Source organism: Streptomyces sp. CA-249302 (genome assembly GCF_050936785.1).
Taxonomy (GTDB): domain Bacteria; phylum Actinomycetota; class Actinomycetes; order Streptomycetales; family Streptomycetaceae; genus Streptomyces.
The window spans coordinates 9188903-9204869 of the sequence record NZ_JBNJMG010000001.1 but is presented as its reverse complement, the minus strand read 5'-3'; the positions used below and the strand labels follow the sequence as shown (position 1 = coordinate 9204869).

The window sequence follows — 15967 nt, the reverse complement described above, 5'->3', positions numbered from 1 at the left end:
GGCGCCTAACGGAGTTCCGCCCGGAAGGCCGCCGGAGTCAGCTCCGTGTGCTGCTGGAAGAACTTCGAGAAGTTCGCCGCGTCCGGGAAGCCCACCGCCGCGCCCACCCGGCCGATCGGGATGTCCGTGTGGGCCAGCAGCCGCTTCGCCTCCAGGACCACCCGCTTGTCGATGAACCCCTTGGGCGTCTCCCCGGTGGCGGCGCGCACCGCGCGGACCAGGGTTCGGCGGGAGTAGCCGAGGGAGTCGGCGTAGGCGCTGACGCTGTGGTTGGTGGCGAAGCCCCTCTCCACCGCGTCACGGAACAGGGTGAACGTCGTGTCCGACTGGCGGCGGGCCGCCTCCGCCGAGCTCGCCGCCAGATGCGCGAGCCGGAGCAGGAACGCCGTCAGGGAGTGGCGCAGGACGGCGGTGTGCAGGCTCAGCGGGAGCGTGGCCGTGTCCTCGTACTCGCGCTCCAACTGGGCGAGGGCCGAGCGCAGGGCCGCCAGCTGCGGTCCGTCCGGGCGGAGCAGCGGCGGAAGGTCGTAGCGGTAGAGGCCCGTGGCCTCCACCGTGGCGCGGGGCAGGAAGCCGGGCTGCATGGTCAGGACGGTTCCGCGGTACTCGCTCGTCTCGGCGAAACGGTGGACCTGACCGGGGCGGATCCACAGCAGGTCGCCGGCCGTCGCCTCGTACTCGGCGAAATCGATCATGTGGCGGACGGGCCCGTCGTCGAAGAGCATCACGACATGGAAGTCGATGCGATGGACGCGGTGCAGCGGGGCGTCGGCGTGCCAGGTGCGGTCGGCGCCCATCGGGCCCACCTGCATGCCCACCCCGCACACACTCAGCTCGATCGGGAAGGGGAACGTTCTGATCCCGTCCACGCTGCCTTCACCGTCTCCGCCTTGGATGGTTCTGTCCGCCATGTCCCTCTCACGCCGCCCAGCTGGTGCTTCCGGTGTCCCACTTTCACCACAGGCTGGCACACGGCGACCTTCCCCCGTAAAAGTCAGACTTTTAAGGTTGAACGCAACGAGCCAGTAACACCGCTGCGATCGAGGACTTCTTGAAGATGAGTACGCAGACACCGGACAGCTTCGAATGGACCGAACTCGACCGGCGCGCCGTCGACACCGCCCGCCTGCTTGCGGCCGATGCCGTGCAGAAGGTCGGGAACGGGCACCCGGGCACCGCGATGAGCCTCGCCCCGGCCGCGTACACGATCTTTCAGAAAGTGATGCGTCACGATCCCGCCGATCCCGAGTGGACCGGGCGGGATCGTTTCGTTCTGTCCCCCGGGCACACCTCGCTGACCCTCTACACCCAGCTGTTCCTCGCGGGCTACGAGGTCGAGCTCGACGACCTGAAGGCCTTCCGGACGCACGGGTCCAAGACGCCGGGTCACCCCGAGTACGGGCACACCGCCGGTGTCGAGACCACCACCGGGCCGCTCGGCCAGGGTGTCGCGAACGCCGTCGGCATGGCGATGGCCGCCCGCTACGAGCGCGGCCTGTTCGACCCGGAGGCCCCGAGGGCACCTCCCCCTTCGACCACACCATCTGGGCGATCGTCTCCGACGGCGACCTGGAGGAGGGCGTCTCCGCCGAGGCCTCCTCCCTCGCAGGGCACCAGAAGCTCGGCAACCTGGTCTTCCTCTACGACGACAACCACATCTCCATCGAGGGCGACACCGCGACCGCGTTCTCCGAGGACGTCCTGAAGCGGTACGAGGCCTACGGCTGGCACGTGCAGCGCGTCGAGCCCGCGCTCGGCGGCGACATCGACGTACCCGCCCTCTACGCGGCCCTCAAGGCCGCCCAGGACGAGACCGAGCGCCCCTCGATCATCGCCATGCGCACGATCATCGCCTGGCCCGCCCCGAACGCGCAGAACACCGAGGCCTCCCACGGCTCCGCGCTCGGCGCCGACGAGATCGCCGCCACCAAGCGCATCCTCGGCTTCGACCCCGAGCAGTCCTTCCAGGTCGACGCCGACGTCCTCGCCCACGCCCGCGAGGCCCTGGACCGCGGTGCCGAGGCGCACGCAGCCTGGGACAAGCAGCTCGACAAGTGGCGCGGCGCGAACCCGGAGCGGGCCGAACTGTTCGACCGGATCGTCGCCGGGCAGCTGCCCGAGGGCTGGGAGTCGTCCATCCCGGTGTTCGAGGAGGGCAAGGCGGTCGCGACCCGTGCCGCCTCCGGCAAGGTGCTCCAGGCACTGGGGGCCGTGCTCCCCGAGCTGTGGGGCGGCTCCGCCGACCTGGCCGGCTCGAACAACACCACCATCGACAAGACCTCGTCCTTCCTGCCGAAGGGCAACCCGCTGCCCGAGGCCGACCCGTACGGCCGAACCGTCCACTTCGGCATCCGCGAGTTCTCGATGGCCGCCGAGATGAACGGCATCGCCCTGCACGGCAACACCCGCATCTACGGCGGCACCTTCCTGGTGTTCTCCGACTACATGCGCAACGCGGTGCGGATGTCGGCGCTCATGCAGCTCCCGGTGACGTACGTCTGGACCCACGACTCGATCGGCCTCGGCGAGGACGGCCCGACCCACCAGCCGGTCGAGCACCTGGCCGCCCTGCGCGCCATCCCGGGCCTGAACATCGTCCGCCCGGCCGACGCCAACGAGACCGCGATCGCCTGGGCCGAGATCCTCAAGCGGCACGCCACCCACCCGGCCCCGCACGGCCTCGCGCTCACCCGCCAGGGCGTGCCCACGTACGCGCCCGACCCCGATGCGGCGAAGGGCGGTTACGTCCTCGAGGAGTCCTCCACCGGGACCCCGGACGTCGTCCTGATCGCCACCGGCTCCGAGGTGCAGCTCGCCGTCGCCGCACGCGAGCAGCTGGAGGCCGAGGGGATCGGCACCCGGGTGGTGTCGATGCCGTCCGTGGAGTGGTTCGAGGAGCAGCCGCGCGACTACCGCGACCAGGTGCTTCCGCCGTCGGTGAAGGCGCGCGTCGCCGTCGAGGCGGGCATCGGCCTGACGTGGTACCGCTTCACAGGTGACGCAGGACGCATCGTCTCCCTCGAACACTTCGGCGCCTCCGCCGACGCCAAGACCCTGTTCGCCGAGTTCGGCTTCACCCCCGAGAACGTCGCCGCCGCAGCCAAGGAATCCTTGGCCGCCGCCCGCGGTTGATCCGATCGCCAGAAAGAAGATGATGAACGTGACCGAAGCAACCGCGTCCGCGGGAGCACTCAAGCGCCTCAGCGACGAAGGCGTCTCCATCTGGCTGGACGACCTGTCGCGCAGGCGGATCGAGTCCGGCAACCTCGCCGAACTCGTCGAGAACAAGAACGTGGTGGGCGTCACCACCAACCCCTCCATCTTCCAGGCCGCGATCGGCTCCGGCGAGGGTTACGAGGAGCAGCTCGCCGACCTCGCCGTGCGGGGCGTGACGGTCGACGAGGCCGTGCGGATGATGACCACCGCCGACGTCCGCGCCGCCGCCGACATCCTTCGTCCGGTGTACGACGCGACGGGCGGCCGGGACGGCCGGGTCTCCATCGAGGTCGACCCGCGGCTCGCGAACAACACGGCGGCCACCGTCGCCGAGGCCCGCCAGCTGTCCTGGCTTGTGGACCGTCCGAACGTCATGATCAAGATCCCGGCGACCAAGGCGGGCCTCCCGGCCATCACCGAGGTCATCGGCCAGGGCATCAGCGTCAACGTCACGCTGATCTTCTCCCTGGAGCGCTACCGCGAGGTGATGGACGCCTACCTGGCCGGCCTGGAGAAGGCCGCCGCCAAGGGCCTCGACCTCGCCACGATCCACTCCGTGGCCTCCTTCTTCGTCTCCCGCGTCGACTCCGAGATCGACAAGCGGCTGACGGTCATCGGTACGCAGGAGGCGCTCGCGCTCAAGGGCAGGGCGGCACTCGCCAACGCCCGCCTCGCGTACGAGGCTTACGAAGAGGTCTTCGCTTCCGCCCGCTGGACCGCCCTCTCCGGCGCCAAGGCCAACAGGCAGCGCCCGCTGTGGGCCTCGACCGGCGTCAAGGACCCGGCGTACAAGAGCACTCTGTACGTCGACGAGCTGGTCGCGCCCGGCACCGTCAACACCATGCCGGAGGCCACGCTCGACGCCACCGCCGCGCACGGCGAGATCACCGGCGACACCGTGACCGGCGGCTACGCCCAGGCCCGCGCCGACCTGACCGCCGTGGAGACGCTCGGCATCTCCTACGACGAGGTCGTGCAGCAGCTGGAGGACGAGGGCGTCGCCAAGTTCGAGGTGGCCTGGCAGGACCTGCTGGACGCCGTGACGAAGTCCCTGGACAGCAAGGGAGTTGACGCGGAATGACCATCGCCACCGACTGGGCCAACCCGCTCCGCGACGAGCGCGACCGACGGCTGCCCCGGATCGCCGGCCCGTCCGGGCTCGTCATCTTCGGTGTCACCGGTGACCTGTCCCGCAAGAAGCTGATGCCGGCCGTCTACGACCTCGCCAACCGCGGCATGCTCCCGCCGGGCTTCTCGCTCGTCGGGTTCGCCCGGCGGGACTGGGAGGACGAGGACTTCGCGCAGATCGTGCACGACTCGGTCCGCGACCACGCGCGCACCGAGTTCCGCGAGGAGGTCTGGCAGCAGCTCGCCGAGGGCATGCGGTTCATCCCGGGCGACTTCGACGACGACACGGCGTTCAAGCAGCTGAAGTCGGCCGTCGAGGAGCTGGACGCCTCCCGCGGCACCGGCGGCAACTTCGCCTTCTACCTCTCCGTACCGCCGAAGTTCTTCCCCAAGGTCGTCCAGCAGCTGAAGAAGCACGGGCTGGCGAGCGCGCCCGAGGGTTCCTGGCGGCGCGCGGTCATCGAGAAGCCGTTCGGCCGCGACCTGACGAGCGCCCGCGAGCTGAACGCCCTGGTGCACGACGTGTTCGAACCGGACCAGGTGTTCCGCATCGACCACTACCTCGGCAAGGAGACCGTCCAGAACATCCTGGCGCTCCGCTTCGCCAACCAGATGTACGAGCCCATCTGGAACCGGTCGTACGTCGACCACATCCAGATCACGATGGCCGAGGACATCGGCATCGGCGGCCGGGCCGGCTACTACGACGGCATCGGCGCCGCCCGTGACGTCATCCAGAACCACCTCCTCCAGCTCATGGCCCTTACGGCCATGGAGGAGCCCATCGCCTTCGACGCCGAGTCGCTCCTGACCGAGAAGCTCAAGGTGCTCAAGTCCGTGCGGCTGCCGGAGGAGCTGGGCCGGCACACGGTCCTCGGGCAGTACGCGGAGGGCTGGCAGGGCGGCGCGAAGGTGGCCGGGTACCTCCAGGAGGAGGGCATCGACCCCGAGTCGAAGACCGACACCTACGCGGCCATCAAGCTGGAGGTGGACAACCGCCGCTGGGCGGGCATCCCCTTCTACCTGCGCACCGGCAAGCGGCTCGGCCGCCGGGTCACCGAGATCGCGGTCGTCTTCAAGCGGGCGCCGCACTCCCCCTTCGACTCCACCGCCACGGAGGAGCTCGGCGAGAACGCGATCGTCATCCGCGTCCAGCCGGACGAGGGCATGACGGTCCGCTTCGGATCCAAGGTGCCGGGCACCTCGATGGAGATCCGGGACGTGTCGATGGACTTCGCCTACGGCGAGTCCTTCACCGAGTCCAGCCCCGAGGCGTACGAGCGGCTCATCCTGGACGTACTGCTCGGCGACGCCAACCTTTTCCCCCGTCACCAGGAAGTGGAAGAGTCCTGGAAGATCCTCGACCCGATCGAGGAGTACTGGGCGAAGAACGGCAAGCCGGCGCAGTACCCCTCGGGGAGCTGGGGACCCGGGGAAGCCGACGAGATGCTCGCACGAGACGGACGGAGCTGGCGCAGGCCATGAAGATCGACCTGACCGACACCACGGCAAGCAAGATCAACAAGGCGCTGGTGCAGGGTCGCCGCGCCATCGGGACCCCTGCCGTGGGCATGGTCCTGACGATGGTCATCGTCACGGACGAGGAGAACGCCTACGACGCGATCAAGGCGGCCGAGGAGGCCTCGCACGAGCACCCCTCGCGCACCCTGGTCGTCATCAAGCGGCACGCCCGCACCCCGCGCGACCGCATGGCGTCCAAGCTGGACGCCGAGGTGCGGGTCGGCGCCGACGCGGGCACCGGCGAGACGGTCATCCTGCGGACGTACGGCGAGGTGTCCGACCACGCCGACTCGGTCGTCCTGCCGCTGCTGCTGCCGGACGCGCCGGTCGTGGTGTGGTGGCCGGTGGACGCCCCCGAGGTGCCGTCGAAGGACCCGCTGGGCGCGCTCGCACAGCGCAGGATCACCGACCTGTACGCGGTCGAGAACCCCCTGGAGACGCTGGAGACCCGAGTCCGCTCCTACGCGCCCGGCGACACCGACCTCGCCTGGACCCGGCTGACGCCCTGGCGCTCGATGCTGGCGGCGGCCCTGGACCAGGCCCGGGCGCAGATCATCTCCGGGGCCGTGGAGGCCGAGGCGGAGAACCCGGCCGCCGAGCTGCTCGCGCGCTGGCTGGAGGCGCGGCTCAAGGTGAAGATCGACCGCGTGGTCACGGCAGGCCCGGTGGTCACGGCGGTCCGCCTCGGCACCGCCGACGGCGAGGTCGTCATCGACCGCCCCGAGGGCCCACTGGCCACGCTCACCCTCCCGGGCCAGCCCTCCCGCACCCTCGCCCTGAAGGTCCGCACCACCTCCGAACTCATCGCCGAGGAGCTCCGCCGCCTCGACGCCGACGAGATGTACGCCGTCGCCCTGCGGGGTGAGGGGGTGTCTGATGGATCAGGCCGGCCCTGACCGACTGCGCCCCGTCACCAACCCGAGCGGGGTCTGGTGCGTGCAGCTGCAAGGCGGAGGAGGGAGTCGACGCGGAGCGTCGGCGACCGACGACAACGCCGCAGATGTGCGTGCCAGACCCCGCGACGCCGGCAGGATCCATCAGACGCCCCCTCAGGGCACCAAGGAGACCCCTTCTCATGTCTGACTCTCCCAGGCTCAGTCACCGCCCCGAGTGGACGGCCCTGGACGACCACCGTGCGGAGGCGCTGCAACGGCCGCGGTTGCGTGAGCTGTTCGACGCGGATCCGTCTCGCGCCGAGCGGTATGTCGTGCGCGTCGGTGATCTGCGCATCGACTACTCCAAGCACCTGATCAACGACGAGACCCTCGCGCTGCTCCAGGAACTCGCCGTCGCCACCGACGTGTTCGGGCTGCGGGACGCCATGTTCCGCGGCGACAAGATCAACGTCACCGAGGACCGGGCGGTGCTGCACACCGCGCTGCGGGCGGCCCGTGACGCGGTGGTCGAGGTCGACGGCGAGAACGTCGTGCCCAAGGTGCACGCGGTCCTCGACAAGATGAGCGACTTCGCCGACCGGGTCCGCTCCGGCGCCTGGACCGGGCACACCGGCAAGCGGATCAAGAACGTCGTCAACATCGGCATCGGCGGCTCCGACCTCGGTCCGGCGATGGCGTACGAGGCGCTGCGCACCTTCACCGCACGGGAGTTGACGTTCCGCTTCGTGTCGAACGTCGACGGCGCCGACCTGCACGAAGCGGTCCGCGACCTGGACCCGGCGGAGACCCTGTTCATCGTCGCGTCGAAGACCTTCACCACGATCGAGACGATCACCAACGCCACCTCGGCCCGCACCTGGCTGCTCAACGGCCCGGACGGGCTCGGCGAGGACAAGGCGGTCGCCAGGCACTTCGTGGCGCTGTCCACGAACGCCGGCAAGGTCACCGAGTTCGGCATCGACCTGGACAACATGTTCGAGTTCTGGGACTGGGTCGGCGGCCGCTACTCCTTCGACTCGGCGATCGGTCTCTCCCTGATGATCGCCATCGGCCCGGACCGCTTCCGCGAGCTGCTCGACGGTTTCCGCATCGTCGACGAGCACTTCCGCACCGCGCCCGCCGAGTCCAACGCGCCGCTGATCCTGGGCCTGTTGGGCATCTGGTACGGCAACTTCTTCGGCGCCGAGTCGCACGCGGTACTGCCGTACAGCCACTACCTGTCGAAGTTCACCGCGTATCTCCAGCAGCTGGACATGGAGTCCAACGGCAAGTCGGTGGACCGCGACGGCCATGTGGTGGGCTGGGCGACCGGCCCGGTGGTGTGGGGCACGCCCGGCACCAACGGGCAGCACGCCTACTACCAGTTGATCCACCAGGGCACCCGGCTGATCCCCGCCGACCTGATCGGCTTCGCGCGTCCCGCGCCCGAGCTGAGCGACGAACTGGCGGCCCAGCACGACCTGTTGATGGCCAACCTGTTCGCGCAGGGCCAGGCGCTGGCCTTCGGCAAGACGGCGGACGAGGTGCGCGCCGAGGGGGTGCCGGAGGCCCAGGTGCCGCACCGCACGTTCCTCGGCAACCACCCCACGACGACGATCCTGGCCAAGGAGCTCACCCCCTCCGTCCTCGGCCAGTTGATCGCCCTCTACGAGCACAAGGTGTTCGTCCAGGGCGCCGTCTGGAACATCGACTCCTTCGACCAGTGGGGCGTCGAACTCGGCAAGGTCCTCGCCAAGCGCGTCGAACCCGCCCTGACCGAGGGCGCCGACGTCCCCGGCCTCGACCCCTCCACCGCAGCACTCGTGGCCGCCTACCGCGACCTCAAGGAAGGCAACTGAAATGACAGCGATGCAGCTGGGCCTCATCGGTCTCGGCAAGATGGGCGGCAACATGCGCGAGCGGATCCGCCGCGCCGGCCACACCGTCATCGGCTACGACCGCAACCCCGACCTCTCCGACGCGGCGAGCCTCGCCGAACTGGTCGACAAGCTCGAAGCGCCGCGCGTGGTCTGGGTGATGGTCCCGGCCGGCGCCGCCACCCAGTCCGTCGTCGACGAGCTGGGCGGGCTCCTGTCCCCCGGTGACACGGTCGTCGACGGCGGCAACTCCCGCTGGACGGACGACGAGAAGCACGCCGAGGAACTGGCCACCAAGGGCATCGGCTTCGTCGACGCCGGTGTCTCCGGCGGTGTGTGGGGTCTGCAGAACGGCTACGCCCTGATGGTCGGCGGCGAGAAGGAGCACGTCGAGCGGCTCCAGCCGATCTTCGAGGCGCTCAAGCCGGAGGGCCCGTACGGCTATGTCCACGCGGGCAAGGTCGGCGCCGGGCACTTCTCCAAGATGGTCCACAACGGCATCGAGTACGCCATGATGCAGGCCTACGCCGAGGGTTGGGAGCTGCTGGAGAAGGTCGACTCGGTGGACAGCGTCCGCGAGGTCTTCCGGTCCTGGCAGGAGGGCACGGTCATCCGCTCCTGGCTGCTCGACCTCGCGGTCAACGCCCTCGACGACGACGAGCACCTGGACAAGCTGAAGGGCTTCGCGCAGGACTCCGGCGAGGGCCGCTGGACCGTGGAGGCGGCCATCGACAACGCCGTCCCGCTGCCCACGATCACCGCCTCCCTCTTCGCGCGGTTCGCGTCCCGGCAGGACGACTCGCCGCAGATGAAGATGATCGCGGCGCTGCGCAACCAGTTCGGCGGGCACGCCGTCGAGTCGAAGTAGGCGCACCGTGGGGGACCTTCTCCTGGTCCGCCACGGCGAGACGGAGTGGAGCGTGTCGGGCCAGCACACCAGCTGGACCGACCTGCCCCTCACCGACCACGGTGAGCAGCAGGCCAAGTCGCTCGCTCCCCTCCTCTCGCAGCGGACCTACGCACTCGCCCTGACCAGCCCGCTCGGCCGGGCGATACGCACCGCCGAACTCGCCGGCATCGCCGGAACCGCCGTCGAACCCGACCTGCACGAGTGGGACTACGGCGCCTACGAGGGCGTCACCACCGTCGAGATCCACCGCACCCGCCCCGCCTGGGACCTGTGGCTGCACGGCGTCCCGCCGGGCACCGAGGGACACCCGGGCGAGTCGCCCGCCGAGGTCGGCGAGCGGGCCGACCGGGTGCTGGCCCGGGTCGACGCGGCCCTCGCCAACGGCGCGGGTGACGTGGTCCTCGTCGCCCACGCGCACTTCCTGCGCGTCCTGACGGCCCGCCGGCTGGGCCTGCCGCCCGCCGAGGGACGGCTGTTCCAGCTGTCGACGGGCACGGTCAGCCGGCTGTCGACCGAGCACGGGCGCCCGGTCATCGCCGAGTGGAACACCAGGGCGCAGGCCTAGACACCGGCCCGGGCTACAACACGTCACCGAACTCGCTCAACACCCCAGGTGGAGCAAGGGCGTTGACGTAGTGGCCCGGGCCGTGGTCGTCGAATGAGTACTTGAAGGGGATCGTGCGGGTCAGCGCCAGGCGGGTCGCGAAGAACGCCAGCGGGGCGACGACGGCCAGGCCCGCGAGGCTGTCCATCTGGGGGTAGTGCAGGCCCGGTTCCGAGACCTCCGTCCAGCCCTCCTCGCGGGGGCGCACCAGGGGTCGTACCGACCGCCGTACCCCTTCCGTGACCCGCACCAGCAGACCGCCCCAGTCCCGGTCGACGGCCGTGCGCAGGATGTCGCTCGGCAGGGTCAGGGCCTCGATCGCCGAGTCGGCGGCGAAGGTGAGCGCCGCGTCGGTGAGGCCGTGACGCCTGCGGTAGTGGAACTCACGGCCGAAGGGGGCGTACGGGCCGACCGGGCGGGGTGGCAGGGCCGGGACGACGTCGCGGTCGAAGATGTAGCGGAGCAGGCGGTCGCGCAGGACGTACGTGTCGAGCGGACCCGGCGCCTCCTCGCAGGCCCGCGCGAGGTCGGGGCCGCCGACCATGGGCTGGCCGAAGGTGTAGACGCCCTTGAGCTTCTCGGCGAGGTGCCGGTAGCGGGGCTCGTGGACGAGGGTGACGGCCATGATCGCGGCCATGGCGGCGCCCAGGCTGTGCCCGGTGATGTAGAGGGCCTCCAGGCCGTCGCCGCGGGTGCCGTCCTCGTCGGGGTTGACGGACTGGCCGCGCAGGGCGCGCTCCAGGGCCTGGACGACCAGGTGGCGGGTGGCGCGGACGTTGCGGTAGAAGCCGGCGTGGACCTCGTACTTGCGGCCCTCCAGTTCGACGGCGAGCGTCTCGGGGCGCACGTCGGCGTCGGTGAGGATGCTGATGATGTCCTCGGGCTGGGTGCCGCGGTAGCAGAGGATGGCGACCCTGCGGTCCCGGTCCTGGACCAGATAGGCGGCGGACGCGATGTACATGGCGTCCACGCGCTGCTCGAAGGCCCGGCAGTCGTTCTCCTCCAGACCCAGCCGCGCCATGATCATGGAGAGCGTCTCCACGTCGCTGTGCTGCTCGAATCCGGCGTACGAGTAGGCCGCAGAGGTAGCCATCACGTGCGGGACGACCCCGTCGGGGTCGGGCTGGTGCTTGTCCTCGACGAGCCGGTCGACCAGGTCGGGGTAGACCGGGAAGCTACTCGGATCGGTGTCCGGCTTGCAGGGCCGCAGCTCGGTGAAGCTCGGCCCCTTGACGTATGTGTCCCGCATGTGGGACCTCCCCCGGGACGTCGGCGGGTGGTGAGCACACCACCGGCGCCGGACGCCGTCAACCGAGCGGGAGTCGTTCCCCGGCCATGCCCGGTGTGGCCGGGTGGGGTTGCTGGGAAGCGGGGGCGCGCGTGAGGCGCGCACGGGAGGTTACGACCGTCTCACCGCCTCGGCTGACGTGCCCAAATGCCGCTCTGCGCATGATTGTTCACATGGGGCGCAAGGTGGCGCAGATCGGCGCGAACCATCGCTGCGGGCGCCGGGGGCCACGGGTAGCGTGCGGCCCCTGTCCCGTACGTATCCGTGACGTATCCGTACTTAAGGAAACGACCGATGACCGAGACCGGGCAGCAACAACCGCAGTACGAGCGGTACGAGGGCGGCAGTCCCGAGGCGGAGCGGCTCCTGTTCGAGCAGTTGGCCGCCGAGTTGATGAAGGTGCAGGTCAGGAACCGACGGGCCGGGGGCGGTGGCATCGCCCGGACCTTCCACGCGAAGGCGCCCGTGGCGGTGGAGAACGCGCGGCTGCGTTTCCACGACGATCTCCCGGCGGCGCTGCGGGTCGGGTTCGCCCAGCCGGGCGCCGAGTACGCGGCGACGGTACGGCTGTCCAACGCGAGCGGCATCCGGCAGGGCGACGGCTCGCCGGACCTGCGCGGGGCGGCGGTGCGCGTGCGGGTGTCGGAGGAGGAGAGCCACGACCTGCTGGCGACGAGCTATCCCGTGTCGCATGCCCGCAACGCGCGGGAGTTCGTGGCCTTCGCCAGGGCGATGGCGGGCGCCAGGAGCCCGGTGCAGAAAGCTTTCGGGCTGCTGGTGAAGCTGCCGCTGGCCGTGGGTCTCGGCACCGCGAACCGGATGCGCCGCAACGTCCAGGCCGCCACCCGGCACACCGTCGACTCCCTTGCCAACGAGACCTTCTGGAGCCGGGGCGCGATCCTGTGGGGCGACGCGGGACCGGTGCGGTTCCTGCTCCGGCCCGCGCCCGGCACCCCGGCCGCGCCGTCCGCCGACCGACGGGACCCGGAGCTGCTGCACCGGGAGTTCGCGCACCGGCTCGCGCAGTCGGACGTCAGCTACGACCTGTGCGTGCAGCGGTACGTCGACGAGCGGCGCACGCCGGTCGAGGACGCCTCGGTGGAGTGGAAGGACGGGGTCTCGCCCGCGATCGCGGTGGCCCGGCTGACCGTACCCAGCCAGGACCTGAACACCGCCGAGGCCCGGGCGACCGCCCGCCGCGTCGAGGACCTCGCCTTCAACCCCTGGTACACGACCGACGAGTTCCGCCCGCTCGGCAACATCAACCGGGCCCGCAAGGCGGCGTACCAGGCGGCGAGCGCGCACCGGCTCGGCCTGCGCTTCGTCACCGAGGAGCCGCTGCGCAACCGCGTCCTCGGCCGGCCGATGGAGGCGGTCTTCGCGCTCCTCAACCGCTATGTCCCGTGGCATCGGCTGCCGTTGCAGCTGAGCCTGCTGAACCTGGTGTTCCTGCGGAAGGTGCTGCGCCGCCGCAACCTGATCGACACCGAGCCGCGCGAGGCGCCCCCGAAGGCCCAGCGGGTGCCGGCGCCGATCCCGGAGCGACTGCGCGGCGAGCGGTCGTACGACGGGACGTACAACGATCTGTCGGCGCCGCGGATGGGCGCGGTGGGCGCGGCCTTCGGGCGCAACCTCGAGCCGGAGTACCGCCCGGACCTCTTCGACACCCCGAACCCGGTCACGGTCAGCCGCCAGCTCCTGTACCGGGAGAGCTTCGTGCCGGCGACCTCGCTCAACGTGCTGGCCGCCGCCTGGATCCAGTTCCAGGTGCACGACTGGGTCAACCACCGCCGTTTCAAGCCCGGTGAGCGCAGTGTCGAGGTGCCGTTGCCGCCCGGCAGCGGGCCCTGGCACAACACGCCCGGCGGGCCCGGCGAGAACGTGATGCGGTTCGCGGAGAACGAGGGCATCGAGGTGCCGGGCCGCCCGCCGATCCTGTTCGGCAACAACGCCTCGCACTGGTGGGACGGTTCCGAGGTGTACGGCGAGGACGAGCAGACCGCGCGCTTCCTGCGCGAGGCCGACGGCCGGGCCGAACTCCGGCTGGAGGACGGCCACTTGCCGGGCGGCGCCAACGGTCACATTCCGCTGACCGGGTTCAACGAGAGCTGGTGGATGGGTCTGAGCGCCATGCACACGCTCTTCGCCCGCGAGCACAACGCGGTGTGCGCCGCGCTGCGTTCCGAGTATCCGACGATGAGCGAGGAACGGATCTACCAGACGGCACGGCTGGTGGTCTCCGCGCTGATCGCGAAGATCCACACCGTGGAGTGGACGCCGGCGATCCTCGCCACCCCGGCGATCGACATCGCGCTGAAGACCAACTGGCAAGGCCCGCCGAGGAACTGGCTCAACGAGCTGGGCCTGTGGCTCCTGGAGGCGCACTCGCTGACCGGCATCCCGAAGACGCTGCCGGACCACCACACCGCGCCGTACTCGTTGACGGAGGACTTCGTCACCGTCTACCGGATGCACCCGTTGATCCCCGACGACTTCGAGCTGCGCGAGCACCACTTCGGGCAGCGCCTGGAAACGGTCGGCTTCCTGGACATCCAGGGCGGCGCGGCCGAGTCGCAGATCCGCAAGACGGGGCTGGCGAACACCCTGTACTCCTTCGGCATCGCCCATCCGGGCGCGATCACCCTGCACAACTACCCGCGCTCGCTCCAGCAGTTCGAGCGGGACGGGGAGATCATCGACCTGTCGGTGGTGGACCTCGCCCGCACCCGCAGGCGTGGTGTCCCGCGCTACAACGACTTCCGGGAGGGCCTGCACAAGCAGCGCATCCGCTCCTTCGAGGAGCTGACCGAGAACGCCGAGACGCTGGCCCGGCTGAAGGACGTCTACCGCTCGGTCGACGAGATCGACACGGTGGTGGGCCTGTTCGGGGAGAACCCGCCGACCGGGTTCGGGTTCAGCGACACGGCGTTCCGGATCTTCATCCTCATGGCGAGCCGGCGGTTGCAGTCGGACCGCTTCCTCAACGTCGACTACCGGCCCGAGGTGTACACCCCGCTGGGCATCGACTGGGTGGAGAAGAGCGGCATGAACTCCGTGATCCAGCGGCACTGCCCCGAGCTGGCGGCGCTGCTGCCGCGCGGGGCGAGCGCGTTCGCGCCGTGGCGGACGGTGCGGCCGACGAGCGACGGGAACGTGAACGGGGGCGTGAGTGACCATGGTTGACGGTCACCCGGGGCTGGCCGACCTGTTCGGCCGGCCCCTGCTCGACACCCTCTGGCACCGGCGCACGCACCGGGTCAGCCGGGGCGCCTCGGTGCCGGCCGGGTCGATGAGCTACCGCTCCCCGCACACCCAGCAGCCCCTGTCGGAGCTGGAGGAGGCGGTGCTGATCGCGATCACCGGCTGCTCGGGCCTCACCATGCCGGACCGCCCCTTCGAGGACCCGCGCGACGGCAAACCCATCATGGCCAAGCCCAACCTGACCATGGCGGGCCGCACCGCGGGCAGCCCCGACAACGCGCAGGGCACCCACTTCTTCATGATCAACGACACGGGCACGTACTACCTGCGCAAGCTGCCGCCGTCACCTCAAGAGCCCCTCGACGCCGAGACGTTGGCGGCCCGTGCCGCCCGGTCGAAGGTGAAGGTCCTCGACCACCGGCTCGACGTACCGCAGAACAGGCGGGACTTTCCGGCCTACTTGGACTCGAACCGCTTCCTGTCCAACCTGGCCGGGACGACCGTGTTCTTCCCGGTGGTGGACCTCTCCCACCAGTACATCAACGCGCTGATGTACCTGCTGACCCAACCGGACGGCGCCCGGCCCACGTTGGTCGACGACCGCAACTTCTACCGCCCGGCCGGGGTGAAGAAGTGGGTGCGCAACGGCTTCCTCAACGCCGACCTGAAGCTGCCGCTCGGCGCCCTCGGCCCGATGCGCACACAGATCGAGGCGGACCTGCTGCTGCAGAACCTGATGCTGACGGCTGAGGCGATGGGGCTCGGCGCCTGGATCCACGCGTCGATCAACCCCCAGATCGCTCTGGGAGACCCGAAGTTCTCGCGCGCGTACGGCAGGATGCTCGGCTTCACCTTCGTCACCCCGCGCTGGCGACTGGCGGATGTGTGGCGCTGGCACGTCCCACTGCCGAAGTACGCGACCCTGCGCTCGCACCCGGTCGGGCTGACGTCGAAGGACGGCGAGGCGCTCATCGCCGCCGCCTGCCCTCCCGCCCACAAGTCCATGTCGGACGCGGTCGATTCGGTGATCGCCTCGAAGTTCGGCACGGGCGGCGTCTACACCGACAAGGACGTCTTCACCCGCATCTACAAGGAAGACTACGGGCAGCGCTATCTCGCCGAGGCCAGCGAGTACGAGGAGCGGGTGATCGACTGCGCCCGCGACATCTGCGAGTACGTCATCCGCACGCACCGCCGCTTCCCGGCACACACGGACGCGATCCACGTACCGGGAATCTGGCTCCAGGCCCATCACGTGGAACGGGAGTACTACGAGCGGTACTTCGTGAACGGGCTGACGGCGACCCACCGGCGGCATCAGGAGTTGTGGGATTAGAGTCCCGGTCT

General features: G+C 70.1%; 10 protein-coding genes and 1 pseudogene. 9 read left to right on the top strand and 2 right to left on the bottom strand.

Features of this window, described 5'->3' with window-relative positions; genetic code table 11:
- Positions 1-5 precede the first annotated feature (5 nt).
- Entirely contained in the window at positions 6-911 is a 906-nt protein-coding gene (locus tag ACQEWB_RS41395) for a helix-turn-helix domain-containing protein (RefSeq protein WP_432840594.1), read from the bottom strand.
- Positions 912-1057: 146 nt separating this feature from the next.
- Here ACQEWB_RS41395 and tkt point away from each other — a divergent pair.
- The 7 genes and pseudogenes from tkt (at position 1058) to ACQEWB_RS41360 (ending at position 10092) form a co-directional block, all read left to right on the top strand.
- A pseudogene (gene tkt / locus ACQEWB_RS41390) lies at positions 1058-3132 on the top strand (transketolase).
- A gap of 19 nt (positions 3133-3151) precedes the next feature.
- A complete protein-coding gene (tal, locus tag ACQEWB_RS41385; RefSeq protein WP_432840592.1) occupies positions 3152-4297 on the top strand; it encodes a transaldolase in 1146 nt (381 codons plus the stop codon).
- Positions 4294-5829 carry a glucose-6-phosphate dehydrogenase gene (gene zwf, locus ACQEWB_RS41380; protein WP_432840590.1) on the top strand — a complete coding sequence of 512 codons (1536 nt, stop codon included), beginning with the start codon at positions 4294-4296 and terminating at the stop codon, positions 5827-5829. Before tal ends, zwf begins: the two co-directional genes overlap by 4 nt.
- Complete coding sequence (gene opcA / locus ACQEWB_RS41375; protein WP_432840588.1) at positions 5826-6761, top strand: glucose-6-phosphate dehydrogenase assembly protein OpcA; 936 nt, start codon at positions 5826-5828, stop codon at positions 6759-6761. Before zwf ends, opcA begins: the two co-directional genes overlap by 4 nt.
- A 179-nt stretch (positions 6762-6940) precedes the next feature.
- A complete protein-coding gene (gene pgi, locus ACQEWB_RS41370; RefSeq protein ID WP_432840586.1) occupies positions 6941-8599 on the top strand; it encodes a glucose-6-phosphate isomerase in 1659 nt (552 codons plus the stop codon).
- A gap of 10 nt (positions 8600-8609) precedes the next feature.
- On the top strand, positions 8610-9485 hold the full coding sequence (gene gnd, locus ACQEWB_RS41365) for a phosphogluconate dehydrogenase (NAD(+)-dependent, decarboxylating) (RefSeq protein WP_432844271.1): 876 nt from the start codon (positions 8610-8612) through the stop codon (positions 9483-9485).
- A gap of 7 nt (positions 9486-9492) precedes the next feature.
- A complete protein-coding gene (locus tag ACQEWB_RS41360; RefSeq protein WP_432840585.1) occupies positions 9493-10092 on the top strand; it encodes a histidine phosphatase family protein in 600 nt (199 codons plus the stop codon).
- A 13-nt stretch (positions 10093-10105) separates the two neighbouring features.
- On the opposite strand, the gene ACQEWB_RS41355 is transcribed toward ACQEWB_RS41360, so the two are convergent.
- Complete coding sequence (locus ACQEWB_RS41355) at positions 10106-11380, bottom strand: lipase family protein (protein ID WP_432840584.1); 1275 nt, start codon at positions 11378-11380, stop codon at positions 10106-10108.
- A 333-nt stretch (positions 11381-11713) separates the two neighbouring features.
- Here ACQEWB_RS41355 and ACQEWB_RS41350 point away from each other — a divergent pair, with 333 nt between their 5' ends.
- On the top strand, positions 11714-14602 hold the full coding sequence (locus tag ACQEWB_RS41350) for a peroxidase family protein (RefSeq protein WP_432840583.1): 2889 nt from the start codon (positions 11714-11716) through the stop codon (positions 14600-14602).
- Positions 14595-15956, top strand: coding sequence for a hypothetical protein (locus ACQEWB_RS41345; RefSeq protein WP_432840582.1), 1362 nt, complete (start codon positions 14595-14597; stop codon positions 15954-15956). The genes ACQEWB_RS41350 and ACQEWB_RS41345 overlap by 8 nt, the downstream gene beginning before the upstream one ends.
- Positions 15957-15967 lie beyond the last annotated feature (11 nt).